We start from the raw sequence: 16,234 nt of genomic DNA, 5'->3' as shown, positions 1-16,234 counted from the left end.
GACGTGGTTGTCTCCATCGACGGCGACGAAGGAACGATCCGCATCTACGCCGCCCCGACGGACCGGCGGAACGCCTACGACGTCACCGAGGCGCTGCATGACTACTTCGCCAAAGACGAAGACGACAAAACCTCCATCTCCGTCGTCAGCGCCGGCCGGGCCGCCGAGCACAGCTGGTGGGGAGCCCTCAACGTCAGCTTCTACGACCCCCGGAGAAAAGTCGCCCGGCTCAAGCAGGCCGGAAGAGGAGGAGGCGGCACCGTACTGCGGGACAAGGGGATCCTCGCCCTCGTCGTCCGGAAAAGCGGATTCACGGGAACCGAAAACGACCCCGCCGACCTCGGCACCCTGCAGAAAGTGGGGACCAGGCTCCACCGGGAAATCCGGAAGAACGACGACGTCCAGTGCCGCATGCGCACCACCGGCACCGCCCACCTCAACAAAATCATGAACGACTACGACATCCTGCCGGTGAACAACTTCAAATACGGCAGATCGGACGCCGTAGGGGCCATCACCCCCGAAGAATACAAAAAGCTCTTCACCCGGGGCTGCGCCGACGGCTGCTGGTACGGCTGCTCCATGGCCTGCGCCAAGACCGTGGACGGCTTCGAGCTCCGCACCGGCCCCGACAGGGGCAAAAAAGTCACCGTGGACGGTCCCGAATACGAAACCGCCGCCAGCCTCGGCCCCAACGTCGGGATCTTCGACCCCCTGTGGACCATCGAAGCCAACTACTACGCCGACCACTACGCCCTGGACACCATCTCGCTGGGCACCGGACTCGCCTTCGTCTGCGAATGCTACGAACTGGGGCTCCTCACCAAAGAACACACGAACGGGCTCGACCTCCGGTTCGGAGCGAAGGACGCCCTCCTTGAACTCATCCACCGCATGATGGACGGCCGGGACGACTTCGCCGCCGCCGTAGGGAAGGGCATCCGGAAAATGAAAGACATCTTCGCCGAACGGTACGGCGCCGACCGGGCAATCATGGAGAAAATCGGCATGGAAGGACAGGGGCTCGAAGTCTCCCAGTACCGGTGCCAGGAATCCGTCGCCCAGTGGGGAGGGTACTTCCTCACCCTCAAGGGCCCCCAGCACGACGAAGCGTGGGTCATCTTCATGGACATGGTGAACAACCAGATCCCCACCTTTGAAGACAAGGCCGAGGCCCTGTTCTACTTTCCCAACTTCCGCCTCTGGTTCTCCCTGGTCGGAGTCTGCAAGCTGCCGTGGAACGACGTGGAGCCGGAAGACAACCGCATCCGGTACAAAGGCATCGAAGCGGCCAAAGTGCCCGAACACGTCCAGAACTACCTTGACATCTACGAAGCCGTCACGGGGAAACCGCTGAGCAGGGAGGACATGATTCTCCAGTCCGAGCGGGTCTACAACTACGAGCGGATCTTCAACTACCGCATGGGCAAGGGAACCCGGAAAGAACACACCATCCCCGACCGTGCCCTGGGCCCCGTCTTCCCGGACGAATGGAACGTGCGGAAAGACTACTACGACAAGAAGCTCGAAGAGGCCGGCATCTCCGGAGACGGACTGACGGCGGAGGAAAAGATCTCCCGGCTGCAGGAATACCGTCGGGGCGAATGGGAGAAGCTGGTGGACGCGGTGTATGCCCGGAGGGGCTGGGACAGGAACGGCGTCCCGACCAGGGAGACGGTGGAGCGCCTGGGGCTGGACAGCCCCGAAGTGCTTGAAGTCCTCGACCCCTACTGGAGGTCCGCGGAAAAGGCATGATCAGGGTCAACGGCGAGCAGTTCCCCTGGAGGGAAGGCATGACCATCCGGGACCTGCTGGATGAGCGGAACTTTACTTTCCCCATGATTGCCGTGTGGGTGAACGGGACTCCCCACAAGAGGGAGGAGTTTGCCTCCGTCCGTATACCCGACGGCGCGGAAGTACAGGCAATCCACATGATCAGCGGGGGCTGACCGGGACTTCCGTTCCGGGACACAGGATCGTCCTCCTCCGAGTTTTGGAAAGAAATCCCCGCTCTTTTCGTGAAGAGCGGGGCTATTCTTCAGGTATTTTGACAAACGGGGTTATCCTGTATAATACTTTCTATATTTTCTTCCGAGCCTTTTCTCCTTCGGCGGGGCCATGGAGGAAGGCCGGCAGGGTACCGCGGGAAACGGCGGCGCCTCCTTTGGGAAAGGAAGACGGTTCCATGTCCTGTGTGAAGGAGGTTGGAAGGTGTATTCGCTCCCAGTGCTGATTGCGGAACCTGATCCCATGCTTCGCACCCTGTACCGGAATGTGGTTCTTGAAGGACAGGGATATTCCTTTGCCGGTTTCGCAGAAAAGGGGGAGGAGATCGCTCCGCTTCTTTCCAAAACGACGGTAAATCTCGTGCTTCTCGATATCGCCCTTCCCGGGTTCAACGGGCTGGAGGGGTTCCGGCGCATGCGGGCGGAATTCCCGAGGGTGGATTTCATCATCCTTTCGTCGGAAAAATCACCCGATACCGTCCGGGGTGCCATCTGTTCGGGAGCCTTCGACTACCTGATCAAGCCTTTCGAATGGGAGCGCCTCACCAGGGCCCTGGCGGCCTACAGCGAGTATTACCACGGCCTGGTGGGAAGGGATATGCCATGGCGGCAGGAGGACCTCGACCGCCTTCTCGGTTTCAGGAAGCGGCTTTCCGGAGCTCCGGAGGGCGCTCCCAAGGGATTCCAGGAGACCCTGCTCATCCGGCTGGGGAAACTGCTCCAGGAATCGAGAAAACCTCTTTCGGCGGCGGATGCAGGCCGGATGCTCGGCATTTCCCGCTCCAGCGCCCGCAGGTACCTGGAACTTCTCGTCCGGCGGGAGGAGGTAGCAGTGGATTTCGAACTGACCACGGTGGGGCGACCCCAGAAGTTGTATTTTGCCACGGGGCCCGTTGTCAAAAGGAAGCAAAACCACGCAAAATTATCGAATAATTGAACGATACCTTTCGTGTCTTTATACTGGAACTCTGTCGGCATTCCGAGGTATTTTTCCGCCGTTCACAGGACGGCTCCGCCGGCTGAAAATTCAGGAGAAACAATCCAGCAAGGAGGACGGCCCATGCAGCGATTTGGAAAGCTCGTGTCACTTCTGATTCTGCCGCTCATCGTCGGCATCGTCTACAGCTCCCTGAAGTCGTATATTTACAACGAAACCCCCATCTGGACTTTTGAAGTGTCCCTTTTCCTTTACGGCTCCTTTTTCATGCTCGGCTCCGCCTACTGCCACCTCGAAAAGAAGCATGTGGCGGTGGACGTGCTCAGTCATTACCTCCCCCCGAAGTGGAAGCGGATTCTCGGCATTTTCGCCGAGGCGGTGGTGCTCTTCGTCGCCCTGGTGCTCATCTGGGTGAGCGTTCCCGGAGCCTGGCGCTCCACCCTCATGCGGGAACGGTCAACCCACCAGACGCCCTTCAATCCTGAGGTATGGTGGTACCGCTGGATCATTCCCATTTCCTGCGCCCTCATTTCCTGGCAGGCATTCAAGGACATGCTTGCCCTCATTCTTGCCCGCCCGGAAAAGACCGGCGGCAAAGCAAGCTGACGGAGGAGATTCGCCATGGCCCGTGAACTGTACCCTCTTCTGATGTTCGCCGCCCTTTTCGTGCTCCTTGCGGGAGGGGTACCCATAGCGTTCTCCCTCGCCGCCGTCTCCATAGGATTCTCCTACGTCCTCTGGGGCCCCGGAGCGCTCAACATCGTCGTCTCAGCGGCGTGGGGCTCCATGAACAATTTCGTGATCATCGCCGTTCCCCTCTTCATCTACATGGCCTATATCCTCCAGAAGACCAACGTGGTGGAGGACCTCTATTCCGCCTTCTTCAAATGGTCCGGCGGACTCCGGGGCGGCCTCGCCGTGGCCACCGTGATCGTAGGCGCGGTCCTCGGGGCTGTTTCAGGCGTGGTGGCGGCAGGGGTCATCGGCCTCGGTCTGATCGGCCTGCCCCAGATGCTGAAACACGGATACAACAAGCGCATGGCCCTGGGATGCGTCATGGGCGCAGGAACCCTGGGACAGCTCATTCCGCCGAGCACGAACATGGTGCTCTACGGCTGCGTCACCGGCGTCTCCATCGGCGGCCTTTTCGCGGGCGGACTTTCCGCCGGCATCTTCCTCGCCATTCTGTACATCGGGTATGTCCTTATCCGGGGCCTTATCGACCCGGATTTCTGCCCTTCCCTGCCCCCCGACGAGCGGGCTACGTGGAAGGAAAAGCTGGTCTCCATGAAGAGCGTTTTCTTCCCCGGTATGCTGATTTTCGTGGTCCTCGGGTCCATCCTTATGGGCATGGCCACCCCCACGGAGGCGGCAGCCTTCGGAGCGGCGGGAGCGCTGCTGATCGGCATGCTGAAGAGGCGCCTTACCTGGGAGATTGTGTATACCTCCTGTTTTGAGACTCTCGGCGTGTCCGCCATGGTCGGGTGGACCATGATCGGTGCGGGAGCTTTCGGTTCCGTTTTCTCGGGGCTCGGCGGAAATACCCTCATCACCAACATTGCCATGAACATGCCCGGCGGCCCGAACATGGTCTTCCTCGTGTCCGCGGTGTTCATCTTCATCCTCGGAATGTTCCTCGAACCGGGGGCCATCATCTTCCTCGCCGTTCCCATCATCGCCCCCATCCTGTCCAGGCTGGGCTTCGATCCCCTGTGGGTGGGGCTGGCGTTCAACGTGCTGCTCCAGAGCGCCTACCTGTCGCCCCCCTTCGGCTTCAGCCTGTTCTACCTGAAGGGATGCACTCCTCCCGACGTGGATATCGTCGAAATCTACAAGGCGAGCGTTCCCTTCCTTCTGCTGCAGATCGTCTGCATCACCACCATTTTCATGTTCCCCGAGATCGTGATGTGGCTTCCGAGATACATCATGGGCCTGTAGGGGCGCAACGCCCGAAGCCCGTCGTGAACATTGAACTCTGAAACAGGACAGCCCGGAGCGAAAGGGGGGGGCGATTCAGGAGCGTGCGAACGGCGCCGCCAGGAAAGCAGGGAAAACAGCCAAAGAGTAAACGAAACAAACGGCGCACCGGAGTGTTCATGAAAAGCGGAACCCATATCCAGAAAAGGAGGAAATCCGACCCAATGAAAAAGACCCTTGCACTTGTACTGACTGTAGTGTTTCTTCTCGCGGGAGCCCACGGGGCCCTTGCCCAGGACGTGAAATGGCGCCTGGTGACCCACGCCATGCCCGGAACGGAACAGCAGCGGATCGCCGAAGTATTCTGCGAGACGGTGAAGACCCTGTCCGGCGGCAAGTTCGTCATCGAGCCCTACGCCGCCGGAGTCCTTTTCCCCGTGTTCGAGTCCTTCGACGGCGTGGCCAACGGAGTGGTGGATGCCGCCATGGTCTACAGCGCCTACTGGACTGGCAAGGATCCCCTGTTCACACTCACCACCCAGCCCGGTTCCCCTCTCGGCACCTTCGCGGAGGGCGCCTATCTGGTGGAGAAGCTCGAGCCCTGGTTCGAGAAGCTCTATGCCAAGCACCGCATCAAGTATCTCGGCCACGCCATGACCAGCCCCATCAACGAGCAGCTCATGTCCGTCACCCCCATCAACACCATCGATGACGTGAAGGGCAAGAAGATCCGTTCCTCCGGCTTCGGCGCCCTTTTCTACAGGGCTCTCGGCGGCACCACGGTCTCCCTCTCCGCCCCCGAGATCTACACCGCCTTCCAGACGAAGAACATCGACGCCGCCGAGTGGACCTTCTGGGATGAGAACATGCGCATGGGCTTCCACGAAGTGGCGACCTACGTGGTGGACCCCGCCTTCCAGAACGGCACCTGCGAGTACTTCCCCCTGGTGGTGAACCCCGACAGGTGGAACGCCCTTTCCCAGGAGTACAAGGACATCGTCATCGCCGCCCGGGACCGCATCCGCTACCTTTCCGCCATGGTCTACGTCCATGAGATCAAGGCCCGGGAAAAGTGGAAGGAAATGCCAAACATCAAAGTGGTGAGATGGAGCCCCGAGGACGAGGCCAAGGCCCGGAGCGTGGGACACAAGCTCGTGGTCGATGAGTGCGGCAAGACCCCCGAGGGCAAGGAATTCCTCGAGATCTACCGCACGGTTCTCTGGGATCTCGGCTACAAGGACGAAGCGAAGGAACTCGGCTACTCCAAGTAATCCCCGAAAGGAAACAGGAAAAGACACAAAGCGGGATCAGCGCAGGAGGCGGATCCCGCTTTTCTTGCGTCGTGTGAGGAGAGGAGCGGGTACTTTTTTCCTTTTTACTTTCCTTCCCCTAAATCCGCAAACCTTTCAGGCAGAGGGAGTGTCGCCGGGCACATAAGGTGAATTCGCCATCCCCGCGGGGGAGCGGATTCAGGTTTCCAGGTTCATGTTGCGAAACGGGAGCTCCGGGGCCATAATAAGGGGGCGGAAAGAAACCGTTTACAGTGCATACCAAAAAAGAAGGAGATGATCGGTTTGTCCAAACTCAGAGTCGTCATCGCTTCGCTTTTCGTGGTGGCCGTCATGGCGGGGGGAGCGTACGCTTCGGGAGAACTCAACGCGTACACGATCATGCCGGAGAAGTATGCCTCCCAGGTATTCGAGGCCTTTTCCGCCGAAACGGGGATCAAGGTGAATTTCATGAGATTCTCCTCCGGAGAGGCTCTCGCCAGGGTGGTGGCCGAGAAGAACAACCCTCAGGTGGACATGCTCCTCGGCGGGCCGGCGGACACCTACGAGGCGGGGGTCAAGGAAGGGGTCTTCGAGGCCTACAAACCAGCCGGGGCTGACGGCATCCCCGACAAGTTCCGCTCGAAAGAGAACTACTGGACCGGCATCGGCATCATCCCGCTGGTCTTCCTCACCAACACGAAATTCCTGGCGGACAAGGGGCTTGAACCCCCCTCCTCCTGGTACGATCTCCTCGACCCCGCCTACAAGAACGGCCTCCAGATGGCCGACGCCCGGACCTCCGGTACCGCCACGGAGCGGATCTACTCCCTGGTGAAGATCATGGGCGAGGATGAGGCCTTCGCCTACCAGAAGAAACTTCACCAGAACATCCAGATGTACACCAAGAGCGGTGCCGGCGGCGCCATGCCCGTGGCGACGGGGCAGGCGGCTTCGGGCATTTTCTATATCGTGGACGCCCTGGACATCCAGCAGCAGGGGTATCCGGTCGTGATCAGCTACCCGAAGGAAGGTGTCTCCTACGGCATCGAGGCCACGGGCATCCTGACGGGGGCTAGAAATCTGGAAAACGCCAAAAAGTTCATGGACTGGGTTTCTTCAAAAACCTTCGCCCAGCTGCTTGTGGACAAAAAGATCAACTACATTCCCACCCGGGGCGACGTGGAAGTGACCAACCCGGCCCTCGACCTTTCGAAGGTCAACCTGGTGGAAGTGGACGTGACCTGGAAGGGCGAGAACCGGAAGGCCTTCGTGGACCGCTGGATCAACGAAGTCATCAAGTAGGACATTTCCGGGAAAACGACGCAGTTCCCATCCCCGGCGGGAGTTTCTCCCGCCGGGGCTTTTTCCCTCTTCGGGATGCATTACAGCTCACTCAAGGAGAATGACGCCATGAATCAAACATCTGCGCTCTCCGCTCCGGAGAAGGTTTCGCCGCTGAAACGGGACCCGGCCCTTCTCCCTGCCCTTGCCGCCATCTGGATTTCCCTGGCGGTCTTCGTCCTGTACCCCCTCCTTCGGCTTTTTCTGACCACCTTCATGGTGGATGGACAGCTTTCCTTCGCGAACCTCGGGGCGGTTCTCGACAGCTGGTACGACAGGCAGGCCTTTCTGAACAGCCTCTGGCTCGCCACGGCCGTCTCGGTGTCCGGAACCGTGCTCGGCTACATTTATGCCTTCGCCGTCACCAGGATTTCCCTCCCCTCCTGGCTGAAATGGTTTCTCGGCGCGGTCACCACGCTGCCCCTCATCTCACCCCCCTTCACCAGCAGCATCGCCCTGACCCTTTCCCTGGGGCCCAACGGTATCCTCCTGAAGTTCTTCGGCATAGAGAACTTCAACTTCTACGGGTTCTGGGGCACCTGGATGTCCGAGACGCTGACCTACTTCCCCGTCTCCTTTCTCACGCTGGCGGCGGTGCTCTCCGCCATAGACCCGAACCTCGAGGACGCCGGGCTCTCCCTGGGAGCTTCGCCGGGAAGGGTTTTCAGGACGGTGACCCTTCCCCTGTCCACTCCGGGGATCGCCAATTCGGTGCTCCTGCTCTTCGCCAGCTCCCTGGCGGATTTCGCCACCCCCCTGGTGCTGGGGGGGCACAGCTTTCCCGTGCTTCCCACCCAGGCGTACCTTCAGATCACGGGGCTCTATGACCTTCGGGGAGGAGCGGCCCTCTCCTTCCTGCTTCTTCTGCCCGCCATGGGGGTCTATTTCCTTCAGCGTTTCTGGGTCGGGAAGAAGAGCTACGTGACCATCAGCGGGAAGACGGGAAGCCGTTCGGGCTTCAAGAGCAAGGGGAAGCTCGCGGAGGGGCTCGTGCTCGGAGTATGCTTTGCCGTCACCGCCTTCATCCTCTATCTTTATTCACTGATCCTTTGGGGAGCCCTGGTGAAGGTCTGGGGCGTGGACAACTCCATGACCTGGGAGAATTTTCATTACGTGTTCACCCACGGGCGCAAGGCCATTCTGGACACCCTGTCCATCGCGGCGGTGGCCACTCCCCTCGGCGGTCTCATGGCCGTGGTGGTGGGCTATATCGCCCAGCGGAAGCGGTTTTTCGGCACCCGGGCCATGGAATTCTTTTCCATGCTGAACTATGCCCTTCCCGGAACGGTGGTGGGCATAGCCTACGTCATCGCCTTCAATGAAAAACCCATCCTGCTCACCGGCACCATGACCATTCTCGTGGCGGCGTACATGTTCCGCTACCACGCCGCGGGCATACGGGCCGTGATCGCATCCCTCCACCAGATCGATCCCTCCATCGAGGAGGCGTCGGCCAGTCTCGGCGCCGGGGCGGCCAGGACCTTCTTCCGGGTTACCGTCCCCCTGGTGGTACCGGCGGTGCTCATGGGGATGCGCTACCTGTTCATCCACTGCATGACCGCCATCAGCGCCACCATATTTCTGGTGTCCGTCCGGTGGAGCCTGCTCACCACCCGTATTCTCGAGTGCATGACGGAGCTGCAGTTCGCTCAGGCATGCGCCTTTTCGGTCGTTCTGATTCTGCTCGTCTTCGGCGCCACAGCCGTCCTGACGGGCCTGACCCGCTTCGCAACGAGGCGTATTTCCGGCGAAGGAGGCCGAGGCTGATGGCCGTTACACTCGAACTCTCGAACGTGTCGAAAATATTCCGGAAGGACCGGGAACGTGTCCGGGCGGTGGACAACGTCTCCATGACGGTGGCGCCGGGAGAGATGGTCACCTTTCTCGGCCCGTCCGGGTGCGGAAAGACCACCACTCTGAGGATGGTGGCGGGGTTCGAAATACCCTCCGGGGGAACCATCACCATCGACGGCCAGGACGTGACCAACGTACCCGTGAACAGAAGGGATATCGGCTTTGTCTTCCAGAACTACGCCCTGTTTCCCCACATGAGCGTCTTCGAGAACGTGGCCTACGGTCTTCGGGTCAAGGGGGACAGGGAGGAGGAGATCCGCCGCAAGGTCAGGGAGGGTCTTGACCTCGTGGGCCTGACGAAGGCGGAAAAACGCTTCCCGAACCAGCTTTCGGGGGGAGAGCAGCAGCGGGTGGCCCTGGCACGGGTGCTTGTCCTCCAGCCGAGGGTCCTCCTCATGGACGAGCCGCTGTCCAACCTCGATGCCAAGCTGCGAATCCACATGCGCACCGAGATACGGAGGATCCAGAAACACCTGAACATCACCTGCCTCTATGTCACCCACGACCAGGGGGAGGCCCTCACCATGTCCGACAGGATCATGGTGATGAACAGGGGAAAAGTGGAGCAGATCGGGGCGCCCATGGAGATCTACAGCGACCCGAGCTCTCTCTTTGTGGCGGATTTCATCGGGCAGGCGAATATCATTCCCGGAGAGGTCCTTTCCGCGGAGAACGGGATGGTCTCCGTCGCCCTTGCCGGGATCACCGTCCCTGTTCGGGCCGTTAAAAACGCATTCCTTGCTCCCGGAGACACGGCGGCGGTGGTCGTCCGGCCCGAAAACCTCTTGCCCTCCGAGGGGGAGGGGATGAAGGGATCTGTCCTCACAGCCACCTTCCTCGGCGGGCGCATGGAGTACGAGGTTTCTCTGGAGAGCGGCCAGACGGTCCTTTCCTTCGATCCCTTTCTTCCCGGGAAAAGGATGTGGGCCGAAGGAGAACGCCTCAGCCTCTCTTTCGACCCCGCCGTGGCGGTGGCGCTGCAGGCCTGAGGCTTTCGGCCGGAATCACGCAAGAAGCCGGAGGAGCAATTCCTCCGGCTTCTTGCGTGATTCCGCCTCCGCGGTGGAAATCTGCCCTCATATTGATCCCGTTCCTTTCCCCCCGCTGCCTGCGGATTTAGGGACCGCCCAAATCCGCAGGTTCGTTTTCTCAAGTGAAGGAAACCATGACCGAACGGGGAAACGAGGTGTCTTTGTTTCCCTGTTCTGATTCTTTCTTCCTGTTTGTGTCTTCTTTTCGCTTTTTCTCCTGTTTTGTGGATATCTCCATCTGCACGGAAGACGTTCTTCCGTGGCGATGGTGGTCTATGGGACTGCACCGGCTCTTCTTCAGTCCGGCATGGACTGCAGCAGCTCCAGTCTCTTCATGACGGAGACGAAGAGACTTCCTCCCCGGTCTCCCGTCCAGATCTTCAGCACGGTCCGTCTCCCGTGCGTCACTATTTTCCCCACCATGGTGTAGAGGAGAAACCGGAGGCTTTTCGGCCTGCTTTTCCCATATTCCTCCGGCAGAAGACGGCGCTTCATCAGGTTGTGGAGGTTCAGGGCAAGGACGGCTATGGTCCACCATGCGGCATTCGCTCCGAACCGTTTGGACGGGATGTGCCCTCCCCCGAGTTCGTCCTTGAGGATGTGGTGGATCTCCTCCGCCTTGCCGCTCCGCTTCCTCTGCCACCGGATGATTTTCTCCCCGTCCATGAGGTCTCCCTTTCCGTAGCCGAAGTTCTCTCCGTCCGCTCCGTCCTCGATGTTGGTGACGATGCCGAAGGTTTTGTAGATTCTCCCTCCCGGCTCCAGGAGGTGGAGCTTTTTGACTCCGGGAACCTCTTCTTCCAGATGCCGGATGGCTTCCGTGAAGTAGAGCTGCTCTCCGGGAAGAGATGAATCCCCTTTCCCTTCTTCCTCCCGTTCCTTTTCGGGGGGAAACCGACCGTCCCATCGTTCCCGGACGGCGAGAAACCGGTAGTCCCGGCCGTGTTTCTTTCTTCCGAGGCCGGCGGGTACATAGACGATTTCAGCCCATTCCTGGACAGGGTGTGCGGAGTGAGTTTCTCCTCCGGTTGTTCCGGTTGTTCCGTTTCTTTCCGCTCTGCACAGGGGCTTCCAGTCTTCTTCGGGTACGGCCCGCACCGCCTTCTTGAACTCCTCGCCCACAGGGCAGGAGATCCCGACGGGGATGTATCCGAACCGCTCATGCTTCCCTTCGGTGCACCAGGCGAGAAGGTCCGTCCGGTATCCGGCGCCGGCGCTCCGGAGGGAGACTCCCTTTACTTCTTCAGGCAGGCTTTCAAGGATCCGTTCCAGTTCCTCTTTCTGCTTCCATCCGGGGGGAACGTTTCCGTCGCCGTACCTCGTTCCCGCTGCCAGGTCGTATTCGGGACAGTAGGTGTTCAGAGCCTGGTAGCTTTTCTCTCCCTTGTAGTTCCAGTTGGCCCCGCTCTCTTCCGTCTCGATGAACGTGGCGTCCTGGTCGAGGGTGATGTGCTTCCGGGGCGCGCTTTTCACCGCAAAGGCGAAGAGACGGGTGAGCACTGTCCCCAATCCCTTGAGGTATCCGTTCTCTTCGGGGATGAAGGCTTTCCCCATTCCCCGCTTCCCGTCCTCCTCGCAGTTGTGGAATTCATTCAGCCACTTCCTCACCGCGCTCGGCGAGGGGACGGATATGCCGAGCTTCCCGAAGGACAGTTTCTCCTTCAGGAAGGGGAGGTGGTCCGACGCGCTTCCTCCGGCGAGATGGAGAAGGATAAGGGAAAGGATATGGTCGCTGTCACGAAAACCCCTCGAAGATCTGGCTCCTACGGCGCTGTCGATGACTTCGGGAAGCCCCGATTTTCGAAAGAGTTCCACTGCCGGCCAGAGTCCTGCGAAGGATGTGATGCCGCTTTCCCCGCCCTTCAGTTCGATGTGGATTTTCTTCGCCGTTTCCGTCATAATGAACGCACCTCTCTGGTGAAGGGTATTGTCTTTGTAAACACTACCTTACCACTGTTCTCCGAACAGTCCAGAGAGGTTTTTTATTTTTCAGGGTGTGGATTTAGGGACCGGTTCCTCTCTTTTGCCGCCCGGCGGAAAAATGATACAATACTTCAGGCCCGGAATTTGATTCTCTGCGGCCGCCCACCATACCTCTTCGGAAGGAATGAGGCCCCATGCGCTACATAGGCGCCGCTTCGCGGGGAATCCGGCTCCCCGTCATTTCCAGGGGTGCCGACCTCGTGGACATCGTCTCCTCGGAACTGATACAAGCATCGGAATGCCCCCGCGACCCTTTCCCTCTCCGTGACCGCGACATCGTCGGCGTGACGGAATCCCTCCTGGCACGAGCCCAGGGAAACTACGCCACCCTGGAAGACATTGCCGAAGACGTCCGCCGCAAGGTGCCGGAGGGCGACGTGGCCCTCCTGTTCCCGATTCTCAGCCGGAACCGGTTCGGGCAGATCCTGAAAGGCATTGTCAGGGGCGTTCGGGGGAAGGTCCACATTCTTCTTTCCTACCCCGCCGACGAGGTGGGGAACCTGGTCATGGACCCCCGGGAGTTCTTCCTCAGAAGCGGCAGGCTGAAAGACGGTCTTTTCGGCGAACAGGAATATGAGGAGGTTTTTGGCCGCTACCTCCACCCCTTTACCGGGGTGGATTACGTGAGGTACTACAGGGAGATGGATCCCGGCAGGGTAGAAATCCACTTTGCGAATACACCGCTGGCCGCCCTGAAATTCTCGAACACCGTCATCGCCGCCAGCATCCATGCCCGGCATCTCCACAGGGAGATACTGGAGCAGGCGGGGGCCCTGGTAGTGTCCCTCGACCAGCTCTGCTCGGAGCCCCACAGGGACGGCATGGGGTACAATCCCGAGTTTGGGCTGCTGGGGTCGAATTTCACGAGCGACGGGACGGTGAAGCTTTTCCCCAGGGACAGCCGCAGGTTCGCCCTGGACCTTCAGAAGGAATTTCAGGCGCGGACAGGAAAACATATGGAGGTCCTCGTCTACGGCGACGGCGCCTTCAAGGACCCCGTCTGCGGCATCTGGGAACTGGCCGATCCCGTGGTTTCACCCGGCTACACCGACGGTCTCGACGGAATGCCGAAGGAGATCAAGCTCAAGTATATCGCTGACAATTCGGGGGACAAGTCCCCGGAGGAGGCGGTTCGGGACGCCATTCGGGCCAAGGGCACCATGGACCGGTTCAGCCATTCCACCCTCGGGACGACTCCCCGGAGGCTTACGGACCTCGTCGGATCCCTCTGCGACCTCACGTCCGGGTCCGGGGACAAGGGGACTCCGGTGATCCATATTTCCGGCTACTTCGATTCCTACCTGGACGACTGATTCTGACCATGCCGGAAGGATCCGTGCCTTCCGGCAATTTTTTCCCCGGGGGGTGATCCCATGTTCAGGCCATGTTTCGCAAACCCTTCAGAAATACAGCGTTTCCTTGACTCCATCCCCTATAACGCGGTGGAGGAGTGCAAGCCCCCGGCAAGGGTCTATTCAGAGAAATCAGCCCACTGCTTCGAAGGGGCCCTGTTTGCAGCGGCCTGCCTCCGGGAGCTTGGATACCCGCCGCTGCTGGTGGACCTCCGTGCCTGGAACGACGATGATCATGTGATCGCCGTCTTCCGGGAGAGGGGGTGCTGGGGAGCTGTGGCGAAGTCCAACTTCACCACCCTCCGCTTCCGGGAACCAGTGTACCGGAGCCTCCGTGAACTGGCCATGTCCTATTTTGATTTCTATTTCAACACCCTGGGGCAGAAAACTCTCAGGGCTTATTCCCGCCCCCTGAAGCTGGAGCGGTACGACGGGCGGGGATGGGCGGACGGAGAAGAGGATCTCGAGTACATAGCCGACGGTTTCAATCTGCTGCCATATTATCCTCTGCTCAGCGAGGAGCAGGCCGCCGCTCTTTCGCCTGTGCCGGACCATCTTCTTCAGGCCGGCCTTGCCGGGTCCAACCCCGCGGGGCTCTATGTTCCGAAGGAATGACGGATGCGGAAACCGGTCTCCTGTAGTATCATTGTTCGTGTCATGCGTAGATTTTGTTTCCAATGTTGTTTTATTTTTTCTCCACAGTGAGGTTCGGCGGCCGGCTTTCCCGTCTGCCCGGACCCGAGTGCGTTATCCTGTCCCGATAGGTACCATATTATGTGAGGAGGTAGGAAGAATGAGGAGTTTCGGCAGCATTCGGAAGGCAATGGTGTTGGTGTCCCTTGTATGTCTTTTTGCCGTGCCCGCTTTTGCGGCGGATCCGATCCGGATCGGTGAAATTGCGACGGTAACGGGTGACTTCGCCGCTTACGGCGTGGCTGAGGTCGAATCGGTGAAGATTGCCGTGGCGGAAATCAACGCCGCCGGCGGCATCCTCGGCAGGCCGGTGGAAGTCATCATGTACGACTGCCGCACCCGGCAGGAGGACATGGTCAACGCCGCGCGGCGCCTTGTGGAACAGGACAAGGTCAGCGTGGTCATCGGACCCAGCGGAAGCGGCCTGTGCATCGCCGCCGCCCCGGTGTTCAACCGCGGCAAGGTTCCCCACATCGGAACGCTCCCCACGAACCCCCTGGTCACCGTGGACGAGAAGGGACAGGTCCGCCCCTACAACTTCCGCATCTGCTTCCTTGATCCCTACCAGGGCAAGATGATCGCCCACTTTGCCGCAAGGGACCTCGGAAAGAAGAAGGCGGCGGTGCTTTATGACGTGTCCAGCGACTACTCCCACGGCCTCCGCGAATTCTTCACGAAATCCTTCAAGGAGTACGGCGGAGAGATCGTGGCCGACGAAGGACACCGGGAGCAGGATGTGGACTTCCGCGCCCAGCTTACGGTCATCAAGGATGCCAACCCCGACGTACTCGTGATACCCACCATGGGCAAAGCCCTTCCCCTGGCAGTGAAGCAGGCCCGCGACCTGGGCATCGAAATTCCCATCGTCGGCGGCGACGGCTACGGCGACTTCATGTGGGAGATTGCCGGAGACGCCATGAGGGAGAGCTACTGGGTGAGCCACGTGGACAAGGCCGACCCTGCCCTCGCCGACTTCTTCCGCAAGTACGAAGAGCAGACGGGCACCGAGGCCATGGAGTTCATGAACGCCGTCATGGCATACGACAGCGTCTACTGGGTGAAGGACGCCATCGAGCGGGCCGGCAGCGACGACCCCGTGAAGATCCGGGACGCCCTCGAGGCCACAAAGGGTCTGAAGCTCATGCACGCCACTCTGACCATGGACGAGTTCCACAATCCCAAGGACAAGGACGGCATCATGCTTGCGTCAGACATCGCCACCAAGAAGGCCGTGTTCTTCAAGAAGGTCAAGCCCGAATAAGAAGCCTGACAGGACAAAAGGAGGACGGGGATTTTCCCGTCCTCCTTTTTTTGTTTCCCGGATCGGCATGGGATATTGACTGGTATCCTCCGCCGGATGGAAAAGGAGAAGGTCATCCCTGCCCGTCCGGTTTCCGCTTCAAGCAGCCGGAACGGGCATCCCTGTCAAGAGACAGGGAAAATGTCACCCCCTGTCCTTCTTTTTTATGAAACACGAACACCGTAAATACTCCCGGTATAAGCATCATCGTAAGCTTCCAATGGATCCGGATCATCATAAACAGGCCTCTCCTGCTTTCTGTGTTTCAAGGAACCACGCCATGGATGGTCTTTTGACGGACTCGGCGTCTTTCTTTCGCTTTGCTCTTTCTTTTCAGCCGTTGCGCTTTTCCTCTTTCCGTCCTGCGAGGAAGAGAGGACTAATCCATATACCACCCCTCCTTCCCCTTCCCGCAGAGCATAGTGCCCTGCCCCCGATTTGATGGACAGTATAAAGAGACGATATACTGGAGATCAGAGAGGGGCTGCAGAAGATGGGCAAATATTACACGCCGGATTTCAAACTTGAAGCGGTAAAGAGGGTACAGAG

At 59.7% G+C, this 16,234-nt stretch carries 13 protein-coding genes and 1 riboswitch; of the genes, 12 read left to right on the top strand and 1 reads right to left on the bottom strand.

What is annotated here, in order from left to right; all coding sequences use genetic code 11:
- From JMJ95_RS12910 to JMJ95_RS12870, 9 genes are all read left to right on the top strand, one after another.
- On the top strand, nt 1-1,755 hold a 1,755-nt coding region (locus tag JMJ95_RS12910; protein WP_290686084.1), incomplete at its 5' end, for an aldehyde ferredoxin oxidoreductase C-terminal domain-containing protein.
- A complete protein-coding gene (gene thiS / locus JMJ95_RS12905; protein WP_290686082.1) occupies nt 1,752-1,949 on the top strand; it encodes a sulfur carrier protein ThiS in 198 nt (65 codons plus the stop codon). The genes JMJ95_RS12910 and thiS, both read left to right, overlap by 4 nt.
- Nucleotides 1,950-2,077: 128 nt before the next feature.
- Nucleotides 2,078-2,192, top strand: a riboswitch (molybdenum cofactor riboswitch).
- A 19-nt stretch (nt 2,193-2,211) separates the two neighbouring features.
- On the top strand, nt 2,212-2,943 hold the full coding sequence (locus tag JMJ95_RS12900; RefSeq protein ID WP_290686079.1) for a response regulator: 732 nt from the start codon (nt 2,212-2,214) through the stop codon (nt 2,941-2,943).
- A 123-nt stretch (nt 2,944-3,066) separates the two neighbouring features.
- On the top strand, nt 3,067-3,549 hold the full coding sequence (locus JMJ95_RS12895) for a TRAP transporter small permease subunit (protein ID WP_290686077.1): 483 nt from the start codon (nt 3,067-3,069) through the stop codon (nt 3,547-3,549).
- A gap of 15 nt (nt 3,550-3,564) precedes the next feature.
- The gene (locus JMJ95_RS12890) at nt 3,565-4,881 is read left to right on the top strand and encodes a TRAP transporter large permease subunit (protein ID WP_290686074.1); all 1,317 of its coding nucleotides are present in this window, start codon (nt 3,565-3,567) and stop codon (nt 4,879-4,881) included.
- A gap of 203 nt (nt 4,882-5,084) precedes the next feature.
- A complete protein-coding gene (locus JMJ95_RS12885) occupies nt 5,085-6,131 on the top strand; it encodes a TRAP transporter substrate-binding protein (RefSeq protein WP_290686071.1) in 1,047 nt (348 codons plus the stop codon).
- A 294-nt stretch (nt 6,132-6,425) separates the two neighbouring features.
- Nucleotides 6,426-7,433 (top strand): ABC transporter substrate-binding protein, encoded by a 1,008-nt coding sequence (locus tag JMJ95_RS12880; RefSeq protein ID WP_290686068.1) that lies wholly within the window; start codon nt 6,426-6,428, stop codon nt 7,431-7,433.
- A gap of 108 nt (nt 7,434-7,541) precedes the next feature.
- Nucleotides 7,542-9,239 (top strand): iron ABC transporter permease, encoded by a 1,698-nt coding sequence (locus tag JMJ95_RS12875; protein ID WP_290686065.1) that lies wholly within the window; start codon nt 7,542-7,544, stop codon nt 9,237-9,239.
- On the top strand, nt 9,239-10,315 hold the full coding sequence (locus tag JMJ95_RS12870) for an ABC transporter ATP-binding protein (RefSeq protein WP_290686062.1): 1,077 nt from the start codon (nt 9,239-9,241) through the stop codon (nt 10,313-10,315). Before JMJ95_RS12875 ends, JMJ95_RS12870 begins: the two co-directional genes overlap by 1 nt.
- A gap of 339 nt (nt 10,316-10,654) precedes the next feature.
- Here JMJ95_RS12870 and JMJ95_RS12865 read toward each other — a convergent pair whose 3' ends face one another.
- Nucleotides 10,655-12,256, bottom strand: a complete 1,602-nt coding sequence (locus JMJ95_RS12865; RefSeq protein WP_290686060.1) for a transposase — start codon at nt 12,254-12,256, stop codon at nt 10,655-10,657.
- A 218-nt stretch (nt 12,257-12,474) separates the two neighbouring features.
- On the opposite strand from JMJ95_RS12865, the gene JMJ95_RS12860 reads away from it, so the two are divergent.
- From JMJ95_RS12860 to JMJ95_RS12850, 3 genes are all read left to right on the top strand, one after another.
- Nucleotides 12,475-13,653 carry a coenzyme F420-0:L-glutamate ligase gene (locus JMJ95_RS12860; RefSeq protein WP_290686057.1) on the top strand — a complete coding sequence of 393 codons (1,179 nt, stop codon included), beginning with the start codon at nt 12,475-12,477 and terminating at the stop codon, nt 13,651-13,653.
- 60 nt (nt 13,654-13,713) lie between these two features.
- On the top strand, nt 13,714-14,307 hold the full coding sequence (locus tag JMJ95_RS12855) for a hypothetical protein (protein ID WP_133959159.1): 594 nt from the start codon (nt 13,714-13,716) through the stop codon (nt 14,305-14,307).
- 178 nt (nt 14,308-14,485) lie between these two features.
- The gene (locus tag JMJ95_RS12850; protein ID WP_243833959.1) at nt 14,486-15,646 is read left to right on the top strand and encodes an ABC transporter substrate-binding protein; all 1,161 of its coding nucleotides are present in this window, start codon (nt 14,486-14,488) and stop codon (nt 15,644-15,646) included.
- Nucleotides 15,647-16,234: the final 588 nt, after the last annotated feature.

It is taken from the genome of Aminivibrio sp. (assembly GCF_016756745.1).
Classification (GTDB): domain Bacteria; phylum Synergistota; class Synergistia; order Synergistales; family Aminobacteriaceae; genus Aminivibrio.
The sequence above is the reverse complement of the archived record's forward strand: the minus strand, read 5'-3'. Positions and strand labels throughout refer to the sequence as shown.

What these genes read in the sequence shown, in the direction of transcription:
- JMJ95_RS12860 (WP_290686057.1), top strand. Translation starts at nt 12,475, where the DNA reads ATGCGCTACATAGGCGCCGCTTCGCGGGGAATCCGGCTCCCCGTCATT.
- JMJ95_RS12890 (WP_290686074.1), top strand. Translation starts at nt 3,565, where the DNA reads ATGGCCCGTGAACTGTACCCTCTTCTGATGTTCGCCGCCCTTTTCGTG.
- JMJ95_RS12895 (WP_290686077.1), top strand. Translation starts at nt 3,067, where the DNA reads ATGCAGCGATTTGGAAAGCTCGTGTCACTTCTGATTCTGCCGCTCATC.
- thiS (WP_290686082.1), top strand. Translation starts at nt 1,752, where the DNA reads ATGATCAGGGTCAACGGCGAGCAGTTCCCCTGGAGGGAAGGCATGACC.
- JMJ95_RS12850 (WP_243833959.1), top strand. Translation starts at nt 14,486, where the DNA reads ATGAGGAGTTTCGGCAGCATTCGGAAGGCAATGGTGTTGGTGTCCCTT.
- JMJ95_RS12885 (WP_290686071.1), top strand. Translation starts at nt 5,085, where the DNA reads ATGAAAAAGACCCTTGCACTTGTACTGACTGTAGTGTTTCTTCTCGCG.
- JMJ95_RS12865 (WP_290686060.1), bottom strand. Translation starts at nt 12,256, where the DNA reads ATGACGGAAACGGCGAAGAAAATCCACATCGAACTGAAGGGCGGGGAA.
- JMJ95_RS12875 (WP_290686065.1), top strand. Translation starts at nt 7,542, where the DNA reads ATGAATCAAACATCTGCGCTCTCCGCTCCGGAGAAGGTTTCGCCGCTG.
- JMJ95_RS12855 (WP_133959159.1), top strand. Translation starts at nt 13,714, where the DNA reads ATGTTCAGGCCATGTTTCGCAAACCCTTCAGAAATACAGCGTTTCCTT.
- JMJ95_RS12880 (WP_290686068.1), top strand. Translation starts at nt 6,426, where the DNA reads ATGATCGGTTTGTCCAAACTCAGAGTCGTCATCGCTTCGCTTTTCGTG.
- JMJ95_RS12870 (WP_290686062.1), top strand. Translation starts at nt 9,239, where the DNA reads ATGGCCGTTACACTCGAACTCTCGAACGTGTCGAAAATATTCCGGAAG.